This window comes from Rhodopila globiformis, from assembly GCF_002937115.1.
GTDB classification, from domain to species: Bacteria; Pseudomonadota; Alphaproteobacteria; order Acetobacterales; family Acetobacteraceae; genus Rhodopila; species Rhodopila globiformis.
This window is the reverse complement of record NZ_NHRY01000069.1, coordinates 1-11,494: the sequence shown is the minus strand read 5'-3', so window position 1 is coordinate 11,494 and position 11,494 is coordinate 1. Positions and strand designations below refer to the sequence as shown.

Annotated in this window: 8 protein-coding genes; 7 read left to right on the top strand and 1 reads right to left on the bottom strand. The window is 65.0% G+C overall.

Translation table 11 applies throughout. From position 1 onward, the window contains the following. Positions 1-9: 9 nt before the first annotated feature. A complete protein-coding gene (locus CCS01_RS06900; RefSeq protein ID WP_104518095.1) occupies positions 10-894 on the bottom strand; it encodes a polysaccharide deacetylase family protein in 885 nt (294 codons plus the stop codon). A 588-nt stretch (positions 895-1,482) separates the two neighbouring features. Here CCS01_RS06900 and CCS01_RS06895 point away from each other — a divergent pair. From CCS01_RS06895 to CCS01_RS06860, 7 genes are all read left to right on the top strand, one after another. After that, positions 1,483-3,027 (top strand): acyl-CoA synthetase, encoded by a 1,545-nt coding sequence (locus CCS01_RS06895; RefSeq protein ID WP_104518094.1) that lies wholly within the window; start codon positions 1,483-1,485, stop codon positions 3,025-3,027. A 16-nt stretch (positions 3,028-3,043) separates the two neighbouring features. After that, positions 3,044-4,189, top strand: coding sequence for an FAS1-like dehydratase domain-containing protein (locus CCS01_RS06890; protein WP_104518093.1), 1,146 nt, complete (start codon positions 3,044-3,046; stop codon positions 4,187-4,189). Positions 4,190-4,684: 495 nt separating this feature from the next. Beyond that, complete coding sequence (locus CCS01_RS06880; RefSeq protein WP_104518092.1) at positions 4,685-5,599, top strand: N-acyl homoserine lactonase family protein; 915 nt, start codon at positions 4,685-4,687, stop codon at positions 5,597-5,599. Between the two features lie 81 nt (positions 5,600-5,680). Next, the gene (locus CCS01_RS06875) at positions 5,681-6,652 is read left to right on the top strand and encodes an ABC transporter ATP-binding protein (RefSeq protein ID WP_104518091.1); all 972 of its coding nucleotides are present in this window, start codon (positions 5,681-5,683) and stop codon (positions 6,650-6,652) included. A gap of 8 nt (positions 6,653-6,660) precedes the next feature. Next, positions 6,661-7,350, top strand: a complete 690-nt coding sequence (locus CCS01_RS06870; RefSeq protein ID WP_158258266.1) for an ABC transporter permease — start codon at positions 6,661-6,663, stop codon at positions 7,348-7,350. Between the two features lie 16 nt (positions 7,351-7,366). Then, on the top strand, positions 7,367-10,015 hold the full coding sequence (locus tag CCS01_RS06865; protein ID WP_104518089.1) for a Gldg family protein: 2,649 nt from the start codon (positions 7,367-7,369) through the stop codon (positions 10,013-10,015). A 196-nt stretch (positions 10,016-10,211) separates the two neighbouring features. Then, positions 10,212-11,339 (top strand): HupE/UreJ family protein, encoded by a 1,128-nt coding sequence (locus tag CCS01_RS06860; protein ID WP_104518088.1) that lies wholly within the window; start codon positions 10,212-10,214, stop codon positions 11,337-11,339. Positions 11,340-11,494 lie beyond the last annotated feature (155 nt).

Genomic DNA, 11,494 nt, shown 5'->3' with positions numbered 1-11,494 from the left:
CCGGGCTCCCTATTGCCCTTTGAACGGGTGGCGGGCGCGGAAGTCCTCGGCGACTTGTTCCATCGTCATCCATTTTATGCCTTCGTGCGCGTTGATGTGGCCGATGAAGCGTTCCAGCATCATCAGCACCTGCGGGCGGCCGCTGACGTCGGGGTGGATGGTGATCGGGAACACGCCGTAGTCCATCTCGCGGTACACCCAGTCGAACTGGTCGCGCCACATTTCCTCGAGATGGCGCGGGTTGACGAAGCCGTGGCTGTTCGGCGCCTTCTTGATGAACATCATCGGCGGCAGGTCGTCGACGTACCAGTTGGCGCCGATTTCGACCAGGTCCACTTCCTTGCCGCGCTTCAGCGGGTGCATCCAGTCGGCGGCGTTCTTCGAGTAGTCGATCTTGGTCCAGGAATCGCCGACGCGGGCGTAGAACGGCAGGAAGTCGTGGTACGACTGGCTGTGGTCGTAGCGGAAGCCGTTCTGCAGCAGAAGCTCGGCGGTGGCGTTGGACATTTCCCACCAGGGGGCGACGTAGCCGCGGGGCTTCTTTCCCGAGTATTTTTCGATCAGCTCGATGGATTTCTTCAGCACGTCCTCCTCCTGGCGGCGGGTCATCGCCACGGGGTTCTCGTGCGAGTAGCCGTGCGCGCCGATCTCGTGGCCGGCGGTGGCGATCATGCGGGTTTCTTCCGGGAAGGTTTCGATCGAGTGGCCCGGGATGAACCAGCTTGCCTTGATCCTGAACTTGTCGAACAGTTTCAGCAGGCGGGGCGTGCCGACCTCGCCGGCGAAGACGCCGCGCTGGATGTCGTTGGGGGAGTCCTCGCCGCCGTAGGAGCCGAGCCAGCCGGCAACCGCATCGATATCGACGCCGAAGACACAGTTGATCTGCTTTGCCATGCGGTTTTCCTTCCCTGGTGATGGTCGTGCGCCGGAACGATCAGCCTGTGACTGTCACCGGCGGGCCGGGGCCGGCCAGCATTCACCGTCTGCGGCTGAGCATCCCCGCTGCGTCCGCTCGCGCAAGCCGTGCGGCCTGGATTTGCGCGTATCGCACGAGGTCTTGATGGCCGGCTGTCGCGGGCAGAAAGCGGTTGGGGTGCGCAACGGTCGCCGGCGGTGCTGGCTGCGCCGGCTGATTCTCAACACGGAGGAAGCCAGCCGGCGGCGCCACGATGGCGGAAAATGAGCGAGATGTCCGTTGCCCTACCGTCATGGCTGGGCGTGTCTCGGCCATCCACCCCCCACCGTCGAAGCGCAGATGGCCGGGACACGCCCGGCCATGACGGAGGGGCAACGGCCGGCGCGCTGTCGCAACAGCGTTGCCATCCCCGGAAACCTTCGTGGCCCTCCGTGTATTCTTCGTCTTTCTCCGTGTTGAAAATCGCAGGTGAAACTGCCCCGGTCCCATCCGGTGCGCACCACCGCGCTGTAGGCAGACGCCCCGAAGCCGCGTTTAATGACCCCTGCCGGCGGGGAGCGGCACCGATGACAAGACTGACGGACCATACAAGCTACCGAGACGCCCAGCGCCTGTTTGCGCCCGAGCGGCTGTGGGACCTGTTCGACGGCGACGCCGCGCGGCTGAACATCGCGCATGAGTGCATCGACCGCCACGCCGATGACCCGGCGCGCCCCGCCGTCTGGGTCGCATTCGCCGACGGGCACGATGAATCGATCACGTTCCGCGCCATCGCCGATCTGTCATCGCGTTTCGCGCATTGGTTGAACGACCGCGGCATCGCCAGGGGCGACCGCGTGGCGATCATGCTGGAGCCGTCGCTGCCCTTCTACGCCGCGCTGTTCGGCGCCCTGAAGCACGGGGCGGTCGCGGTGCCGCTGTTCACGCTGTTCGGCCCGGATGGCGTGCGGCTGCGCATCAACGACTGCGCGCCTCGCCTGCTGGTGACCAATCCCGAAAAGGCGCGGGAAATCGGCGACTCGCCCGGCGTTCCGGTCGTCGTTGCCGATGACGCCTTCGTCCGTTCGCTCGAGCGGTATCCGACCGGCTTCGAACCGAAGACCGGCAGCGGCGACATGGCGATCTACCAGTACACCTCGGGCACCACGCGCGAACTGCCGGAGGCAGTGCGGCACACGCACCGGGCCATCGTTACGCTGATGGTGGCAGCGCTGTACGGCACCGGCATCCGCCCCGGCGACCGCTTCTTCTGCCCGTCTTCTCCCGCCTGGGGACACGGGCTGTGGCACGGCACCCTGGCGCCGCTGGCGCTTGGCGTGCGGACGGGCACGTTCTCCGGCAAGTTCGACCCTGAGCGCCTGCTGCGCGCCTTGCGCGACTCCGCAACGACCAACCTTTCGGCCGCGGCGACCCACTTCCGCATGATGCGGAACAGCGGCGCCGCGCCGCGCTACCGCATCCGCATGGAGAAGATGTCGTTCACCGGCGAGCCGATCGACACGGACAGCCTGGCGTTCGCGGAGAACGAGTTCGGCACGACGCTTTGCAGTATGTACGGCACCACGGAAGTCGGCGTGCTGCTGGTGAACTATCCGGGCGCGGCGGATTTCGTTGTCCGGCCGGGCTCGCTCGGCAAGCCGGTGCCGGGCATGCGCGTCGAGGTCCAGGCGCCGGACGGCACGCCGTGCGCGCCGGGAGATATCGGCGAGATCAAGGTCTGGCGCCGCGGCGCGTGGTTCCCGACCAGGGACCGCGGCCGCATCGACGCCGACGGCTATTTCTGGCATGCCGGACGGGCCGACGACGTCATCATCTCCGCCGGCTGGACCATCGGCGCGGCCGAGGTGGAGGATATGCTGCTGCAACATCCCGCCGTGCGCGAGGCTGCGGTCATCGGCGTGCCGGACGCGACGCGCGGCCAGGTGGTGAAGGCTTTCGTCGTCACGGGCGGCACGCCGGACCCTGCGCTCGCCGCCGCGTTGCAGGATTTTGTGCGCACCCGCCTCAGCCAGCACGAATATCCGCGCCTGGTTGCGTTCGTGACCGAATTGCCGAAGACCCCCGCGGGGAAAGTGAACCGGAAAATCCTGCGCGACCGCGAAGCCGTCTAAGAGGAACAAGTCCGCGATGCCATCCGATACCACGCGATACTTCCCGAAGATCACCGACGCGGCGCTCGACGCGCTGCGCAGGCGCATCGGCGCGCCGATCGGCAGCACGGTGGAACCGTGGTGTCATGAGGCGACGCGCGACAACATCCGTCATTACGCGCACGGCATCGGCGACGACAACCCGCTGTGGTGCGATCCGTCCTATGCCGCCGGGACTCGCTTCGGCGGGATCGTCGCGCTGCCCAGCTTCCTGTTCGCGACCAGCCGGATCGTTTCGGGTTATGTCGGCGGGCTGCCGGGCGTGCACGCCATGTGGGCCGGCGCCGACTGGACCTGGCACAAGCCGGTGTTTCGCAACGATACCATCGGCACGGAAGCGTCGCTGAAGGATCTGGTCGAGCACCAGACCCGCTTCGCCGGCCGCTCGATCCAGCAGATCTACCACGTGACATTCTTCAACCAGCACGGCGACACGGTGGCGGAGGCCGATAGCTGGTGCTTCCGCACCGACCGCGACGAGGCGCGGGAACACGGTACGAAATATACTGCGGTGCGGACGAAGCCGCCGGCCGCCTATACCGAGGAACAGCTGGCGCGCATCTACCGCCATTACCAGGACGAGGAAATCCGTGGCGCCACGCCGCGCTTCTGGCAGGACGTCGAGCCCGGCGAGGCGCTGCCGGTGATGGCGAAGGGGCCGATGACGGTGACCGGCTTCATTGCCTATGCGCAAGGCTGGGGCGGGCTGTACATCCGCGCCAACAAGCTGGCCTGGAAACAGATCCACGCCCATCCGGGACTGGGGATCCCGAACCGCTTCGGCATCCCCGATTGTCCCGAGCGGGTCCACTGGGAGGAAGAATTCGCCCACATGGTCGGCGCGCCCGGCGCCTATGACTACGGCCCCGAGCGCTGCTCCTGGCTGACGCACCACCTGACCAACTGGATGGGCGACGACGGCTTCCTGCGGCAGGCGAAATGCCAGATCCGGCGGCACAACCCGGCCGGCGACACGCTGTTCATCACCGGCAGCGTGACGCGCAAATTCGTCGATGAGGGACGGCACCTCGTCGAGGTCACGCAGGAGGCGCGCAACCAGGACAATGAGCTTTCCGCCATCGGGTCCGGTATCGTCGAGCTTCCGTCCCGCCCCCGAAGTTAAATACGAAACCAAACCGGCCAGCCGGATGCCTCCGGCGCCCGTCGATCGAGGAAAGACTCGCTCTGCTGGCATCGTGCGACGGGCTGACCGGCATCGCCAACCGCCGGACCTTCGACGAGGCCCTGTTTCAGGAGTGGCAGAGATGCGCAATGCTGCCTGGAACTGGCGGCGAGGCGCATGCCGCGACGGCCGGGCAGAGGCGCAACGGATCGGGCCCCGGCCAGGGCCTGCAGCGGGATTTGACGAACACCCGGTATCGAACGGCTTCCCCGACGACGTTGATGTTTCGTTTACGACATAACATTCTTCCGACTTTTTGGTGAACGGCAGTCCATACGTTGACAGAGCGAGCCTTCCTGGGTGATGATGCCGCGTCGGCTCACCGAGGCTTCCTGCCCGGGTAAAGCGTGGCAGGACAGGTGGGTTTTTCCAGTCTGAATTCTGGCTCCGTGCGGACAATACTGGCGAACAACGCTGGAGGAATGGGGGAAGGCAATGAAAATGAAGTTCAAATTGAAAACCTTGCTGCTGGCCGCGGCGACCGCATTTTCGCTGACCGGCTTGGCCGTCGGCGCCAAGGCCGAATCGCCGCAGGGCATGAAACTTTACGTGTTCTCCTCCGGCTGGCTGAATATCGAAAAGTCGGCCCTGCAAGCGGGAGCGGCACCAGGCAAGATCGATGTCCCCGTCAGTTTCTTCCTGATCCATCACCCGAAGGGGAATGTCCTGTTCGACTGCGGGAACAATGACAAGGTCATCACCGACCCCACCTACTGGGGGCCGCTCGCAGCCATGCTGGAGAATCCCGCGAACCACAGCAGGAGCCCGGATGTCGCGATCGATGCGCAGCTGGAGAAGGCCGGGTACAAGGTATCCGACATCAATTACGTCATCCTCGGGCACATGCATCTCGACCATGCAGGCAACGTCGCCAAGTTCCCGGGCGCGACCCTCGTCTATCAGCGCGACGAGATCATCAACGCGCTCTGGCCGAAGCCCGGATTTGCCGGACCCTACATGGCCGGCGATTTGACCCCGCTGCGCTCCAAGGCCGGCGCGATCATGCCGGCCAGGCAAAAGGTGATAGAGCTGAATGGTGATCTCGATCTGTTTGGCGACGGCAGTATCCTGATCCATCGCAGCGTCGGGCACACCCCGGGTAGCCAGCAGGCCGTGGTGCATATGCCCAAGTCGGGCGCATTCGTGCTGACCAGTGACGCCTCGTATCTGCCAGAGAACTTTGAGAAGGATCTGCTGCCGAGCGTCAGCCTCGCTTACGATCCGGCGGGCATTATGCAAGGTTATCAGTGGATTAAGTATATGCGTGACTCCGAGGGCGCCAAGATATTCATGGCGCATGACGCCGAGGGATACAAGACACGCAAGCATTCGCCGGAATACTACGAGTAAGCTCGCAAAATAGAAGTCGTCAGCCCATAAACGGGCCGCGCGGTCTGCATCGCGCGGCCCCCTTTGAGATGCCCTGATCGCATGCCACGGCCGGATGTTATTGTTGTCGAGCGCCTGGTGAAGCATTATGGCGCCCGCGCCGCTGTGCGCGACGTGTCCTTCACCGTCAAGGAGGGGGAAATCGTCGGCCTGCTCGGACCCAACGGCTCCGGCAAAAGCACCATCCTGCGGATTCTCACCGGCTATCTCCGCTCATCCTCCGGCTCCGTGCGCATCGGCGGTGTTGACGTCACGGACCATGCGGCCCGCAACAACGTGGGCTACGTGCCCGAGGATGCGCCGCTGTATGACTGGATGCGGGTCCGCGAGTTCCTTCGATTTATGGCCGAGGTCAAGAACGTTCCGGGGCGCGCCGTTGATGCGGCAATTGCCTCGGCCTGCGCGCAGCTCGACCTGGGTCACGTCGCCGGGGTGCCTGTGGGAAAGCTGTCGCGCGGCTATCGGCAGCGCGTGGCGATCGCGCAGGCCCTGCTCAACAACCCGCCGATCCTCATTTTCGACGAGCCAACCAACGCGCTCGACGCGTACCAGGTGATCGCAATCCGCCAGCTTATCCGCTCGCTGGCGGGACAGCGCACGGTTCTGGTTGCATCGCACGTGCTGACCGAGATCGAGAAGATCGCGAGCCGGATCATGATCCTGCGGGACGGGGATCTGCTCACTGCGGATGCGACGAACGAGGCAAATCGGGCTCCCCGGTTCCGTCTGCGCATCGTCGGGCCGAGGCAAGCCGTGCTGGCCAGTTTGCGCAACGTGACAGGCGTGGTCGCAGCGGACGTTCAGACCGTCTCCCCAACGGAATCGGTGGCGGATTCCGTGGACACCGCCGCCTATCTGGTCGAAACCGTGTCCCGGCCGCGGATTGCCGAGGATATGGCGCAATCCATTATTGGAAATGGCTTCGCGCTGGCCGAGCTGGTCGAGGAAAAGCCCGACCTCGAGCGCGTATTCCTTGACCTTACGCAGCGCGCGACGGAGACACGGGCCGCATGAAAGCATTCGTGGCACTCCTGAAAAAGGAGGAGATGGCGCTGTTTACATCGCCAATCGCCTACGTGGTGATGGCGGCCTTCGTGGTGATCATGGGGTACACCTTCACGCTCACGCTGTTCCTGACGCACGTGCCCACGCTGGTTCACCTGTTCCTTCAGATCTACGTGCTGTTCCTGCTGACGGTGCCGATCATCACGATGCGGCTGGTCGCCGAGGAGCGGCGCCTGCGGACACTGGAAATACTGCTGACGTCACCGCTGACCGAGGCTTCCGTCATCCTCGCCAAATTCCTGGCAAGCCTGAGCCTCATCGTGGTCATGCTGCTGCTGTCGTACACCTACGCGCTGACGCTGGCGGTCCTGGGCGCCCCCGACTGGGGCCCGATCTACAGCGGCTATGTGGGCCTGTTCCTGCTCGGCGCGGCTCTGGTGGCGATCGGCCTGATGACCTCGAGCATGGTGAGCAACCAGATCATCGCGGCACTGCTGTCGCTCAGCGTTTTCCTGCTGCTGTGGATCATCGACCATCTCGGTTGGCTGCTGCCGGATCCGTTCAATGCGTTTGTTGTCAACCTGTCGCTTCTTGTGCACTTCAGGCCGTTCGCCACGGGGTCGCTGTTCTTCTCGGACGCGGGCTATTTCCTGAGCGTTACACTGCTCGGCCTGTTCATCAGCGTCCGTGCGCTGGCACGGCGCTGAACAGGATACCTTGCCAATGCAATCGAGACGAACCCAGTTTGAGGCCGCGCTTTTCGTTCTGGCCCTCGTCCTCGCCCTGGTGGGTGGCTTCGCCATCCGGGAGGAGTGGGTCGCCAACACTTTCTTTTTCGCTGCCTGGTGTGCGGCGCTGCTTCTGCTGTTCTCGTTGGCCCTGCGGTTGCCGCTGCATCTGCGCGGCCGGTCCGCGCCGCTGGCGACCGCCGGCGTCATTGTCGCCGCCGTTGGTGTCGCATTGCTCGCCAATATCGCGCTTTACCGGCACGACGTATTTTTCGACCTTACCGAAACCGGCAGCTTCACGCCGCCGCCGGAACTGCAGACGGTCGCTGACAGCCTCGATCGCGACGTCTCCCTGACCTATTTCTACAACGGCCAGGACGGGGACGCGCTGCAGGCCAAGAATACGCTTGCCTCCCTCGCCCGCCGCGCGCCGCATCTTCGGGTGCGCTTACTCGATCTCGACAACGAACCGGTCGCTGCCCGGAACTACGGCGTGCGCATCTACAATACCGCCGTCATCGAGGCGGAAGGGCGCCGTACCCAGGTCGACAACTCCACCGATCTTCGTGATATGGCGTTTGGCATAGAACGCGTGCTGAAGCAGCAAACATCGGTCGTCTGCTTCGTCACCGGCCACGGTGAGCCCTATGGCGCACCGGGCCAGCACGCCCATCTCTCACACACCGAAACGTTGGAGGGTCCGGTCGCCGTCCTGGAGGCGCCGCCTACCGGCATCAATCGACTGACAATGGCGATCGAGGCAATTGGTTACTCCGATCGCGCCGTGGCCCTGCCTGCCGTCTCGGATATCCCGGCCGATTGCGCGGTGGTCGCCGATCTCGGACCGCGCAGCACCTATTCGCCCGATGAGGTGCGAACCCTGAAGAACTATCTCGTCCGCGGCGGACGGCTCCTGCTGATGTACGACCCGGAATTTCCGGTAGCCCCGGACCTGCAGTCCCTGCTCGGCGATGGCGGCCTGGAGGTGGGGAGCGGTATGGTGCTCGATCCGGTGAACCACTCCGGCACCGACGAGGATAAGGTTGCGGTTCCGTATTATCCACCCCACCCGATCACCGATGAGGTCGCGCTGACGGTCTTCCCGGGCCCGCGCCCGATCGCGCTGCTGCGCAAGATTCCGGGGATTGAGGCGACAGCGCTGGCCAGCAGCAGCCAGCAAAGCTATGTGCGCCCGATCGCCGCGCCGACCGCATTCGCATCGACGCAGCCAGCCGCTCCGCCCGAGCCGAAGGTGGCCGAAGGGCACGGCCAACAGGCCCTGGCCGTTGCGCTCCAGGGTAACTGGCCCGGGGGCGAGCAGAAGCCGTTCCGCCTCGTCCTGGTTGGCAGCGCGAGTTTCGCCACCAACGCGTTCTTTCCCTACGCGTCGAATGGCGACCTGGCCGTTTCGATGATCCGCTGGCTCGCCGACGACCGGGCCGCCCAAACTGAAACCCGCCACGTACAGCACGGCCGAGGTCCGGCTCACGCATCGCCAGATGCAACTCACGTTCTTCCTGATCGAAATCCTGCTGCCGCTCTCGGTGATCGGGTTCGGCGTCGCAATGTGGCGGCGGCGCCGATGAACGGTTCGGCCGTCAGGTTCGTCGGCATCGCGGGCGCGTTCGTCATGATCGCCCTGATCGGAGCGATTTCACTGACCGGCCGCTGGCCCACCGGTGAGGTCATTTCTCCCGCGCCCGAACACCAAGGCATCCTGACCGCGCCGGCCGATCAGGTTGCGCGCATCCAGGCAAGCATCGGCGGGAAGGATGTCGTTTTCCAGCACCGGCCGGAGGGAGGGTGGCTGGTCAACGGCGTGGAGACCGAAAAAGCGCTTTCCGCGCATGTCGATGCCGCGCTTCGCATGCTGAACGTCACCAATCCACCACGCATTCTCAAGCCGGGCGACTATACTGCGGCGCAGGAAGCGGAATTCGGCCTCGACCCTCCACGCCTGCTCGTCAGCGTTGTCGCGAAGACCGGCAAAACCAGCAGTGCCGCGTTCGGCGAGACGACGCCTGCGCAGAACGCTCAGTATGTCCGCGTCATCGGCCAGCCGAATATCTATCTGGTTTCCCACTATGTCGGCGTGGAGTGGGAGCTTGCGATCGACATGGCGCAGCGGCTGGTGCCCGCCGGCGTGTCCGACCGGAATGCGGCGCAGCGGCCGGGTGCGCTGCTGCTGCCGATGTCGATGGCGACGATCGCGGCGGTCGAGATCGTCGAGAACGGCACGCTGACCCGCTTCGAACGGGATCCGGAGGGCGACTGGTTCCACCACGTCGGACAACACACGCATGGGCCGGGCGGCATGCCGGCACACAAGGCGGATCCGCGGCTCGCGCCGCCGCTGGCGGCGGAGTTCACGGCGTTGGAGCGGACCTCGATCGAGGCGGTCGTGGCGCAACATCCCGATCCCGATATGCTGGCTAAATTCGGCCTCGAGCATCCGCCGTCAATCTTGCTGCTGTACACGCGCGATTCGTCTCGCTCGGTGGCGCGCGTCGAGTTTGGAAAACCGACGCCTGACGGCCTGGGACGGTATGCCCGCGTGCGGGAAACCGACACGGTCGTCATGGTTCCGAGCGATACTGCCGCGCACATCGAGAACCTGTTACAGCTTGCGGGCACCCGCTCGTGAGCGGCCGTGTGGTTGCGCATCGTGCTGCTCCACAGCCAGGATTCATCGCAACCGGTCGCGCGCCTCGCGATCGGCGTGGCCGCGTTGGCGCGAGGCGCCCGTACGCCCGTGTGGTGGGTCGCGCCGCGGTGGTGCCCCTTCCCGACCTGGAAGCGGCCCCTCTCAACAGCCTGATCGAACTTGCCGGAAACGCATCATGATCCTGCGCTGGAATTCTGCCGTGGCAGCCTTGGCTCTTGTTGTTCTTGCGGTGCTGGCCGCCTGGCCGGGAGGCGCGGCGGCACATCAGATCAATCTTTCGACCGCACGGATCAGCATCAATGCCGATCGCACGGTGGATGTCGACGTCGCAATGAAGGGCAGCGATGTCGACCGGGTGGCCGGAACCAGCGTCTATGACAGCCAGACCGGACTGGTGCGACCGGACGCGCTTGCCGCGTCTGCGGCCAGGGTCGCCGGCTACATCGCCGCTCATTCCGCCGTGCTGGCGGCGGATGGCGCGCGCTGCCAGGCCGGCGACAGCACGGTGGCGCCGGACGAGGACGGGGTGAAGGTGCAGACACGCTGGTCCTGCGGACCGGACAGCGGTGCGCTCCGGTATCGGTCCACGGTGCTTTTTGATGTCGCGCCTGACGCGCGCCAGGTGGTGCTGGTGAAGGATGGGACACGCAGCTTCCAGGACCTGCTGGATGCAAGCCGGACCGAATCGGTGCTGAGCGAGGCGGCGCAGCCGACGACATTCCAGGTGGTCAAGCTGTACCTGGGGGCGGGCGTGGAGCATATCCTGATTGGCTACGATCACATCGCCTTCCTGGTCGCGATCGTGCTTTGGGCGCGGCGCGTGTGGCCGGTCGTCAAGCTGGTCACCGCCTTCACCATCGGCCATTCGATCACGCTGTCGCTCGCCGCGCTGGACATCGTGCGGATTCCGAGTTCGATCATCGAGCCGGCGATCGCGGCGTCGATCGTTTTCGTCGCGGCGGAGAACTTCTTCTCGCACGACATCCAGAAGCGCTGGCGGGACACGCTGGGCTTCGGGCTGGTGCACGGGTTCGGCTTCGCCAGCGCGCTGCAGGAATTCGGCATTCCGAAGACGGCGCTGATCCCGGCGCTGGCTTCGTTCAACGTCGGCGTCGAGATCGGCCAGGTCGCCATCGTCTCGGTGGTGGTGCCGCTGCTGGTCGGGTTCGACAAGCTGTCCGACGTGGTCGTCCAGGGCCGGGGGCACGTTGGCCGGCCGCCGGCTGCCGTCTATGCGCTTTCGACGGTGATCGTCATGCTGGGCAGCTACTGGTTTCTTGAGCGGACGATCTTCCAGGCGTGAGGCGAGTCGTCCGGGATCAGGCGGAGTAATACCAACGGCCCCGACCGTTGACTCGTCTGTGACTTGGAGCGACGCGGCGGTCCGTGATTCGCAGGCGTCTCCAAGACAGGGAGACAGCGATGACCGTAGCGATCACCGGCCAGGATCTCTCAGCC